The organism is Bacillus sp. JJ1127, from assembly GCF_036965845.1.
In the GTDB taxonomy this organism is placed as follows: Bacteria; Bacillota; Bacilli; order Bacillales; family Bacillaceae_G; genus Bacillus_A.
The window spans coordinates 4,390-5,326 of record NZ_JBALQK010000068.1 but is presented as its reverse complement, the minus strand read 5'-3'; the positions used below and the strand labels follow the sequence as shown (position 1 = coordinate 5,326).

Here is a 937-nt window from a genome sequence, read left to right as displayed (position 1 = left end):
ATTACTAATATTCAAAAAAAGGTACAACCATAATATTGAGAGCACTTCAGGGGTGGCAAAAGTGGCAAAGACAATAGAGGCTTGAATGAAGATGAAAGCCAGCGCCTTTAAACGCTGGCCGGTAGTATAGGTTATAGCCTTTGTGCAAACCACCCTTTGGAAGGGTGGTTATGATTAAATAATTAATATTTTAAAACAAGAACAAAAGTAAAAAAAAGTCCTATTAATTTAGGACTTTTTTGTTTTATGTAAGAAGATGTTTTCGTAATTGGTCTAGTTATAGAGTTTCATTAGTGAAAATGTCCTTCAGATGCTTTAGGAACAGTCCTAATATCAGAGATAATCATTTTGACAGTTTCGTCTACTGACATAGTTTCGGAAATAATTTTCTCGTTTGGTGAGTCTAGAAAATCTTTACTAGTGTACCAAGCTGTTAGTTCAGCTTCGCCAAAATCATCTCTGTTGGATTTGGTTTTATGTCGAGCTATTGTTTCTTTGAGAGAAATGTCATAGTAATAGACGTGACTTTCTTCAAATGTATCAATTAGTTCTGTAAGCATAGTTTTGTACTTACGAGTACTTAGAATGCCTTCTACAATTACATAGTTCATTTTACCGATACCGTACAGTGCGATTTGTTTGATAAGTTCAACAGACAAGTTCCCGACATTATCTTTTACACGAAGCATATCTCTACGAACTACATCTTGTGGAACCAATAGAGTGTCTTCTAAGAGTAGCTGTAGTTGTCGTGCTACCGTGCTTTTTCCTGAGCCTGAGTTTCCACGAATAATTATTAAAATAGTTTTCATGAGTGCCTCCTTATTGGTGATATTTAGATGTCATGAAAAGGTGACATTTCAAAATGTTTGATGATATGTTGGGCTGATTGTTCTAATAATAAATGAAAGTAAACTTCTATTCAAAAGTTTACTTT

The 937-nt window shown here is 34.2% G+C and carries 1 protein-coding gene; it reads right to left on the bottom strand.

Annotation, left to right across the window (positions count from 1 at the left end; genetic code table 11):
* Positions 1–290: 290 nt before the first annotated feature.
* The gene (locus V7183_RS08655; protein WP_335359216.1) at positions 291–812 is read right to left on the bottom strand and encodes an AAA family ATPase; all 522 of its coding nucleotides are present in this window, start codon (positions 810–812) and stop codon (positions 291–293) included.
* Positions 813–937: the final 125 nt, after the last annotated feature.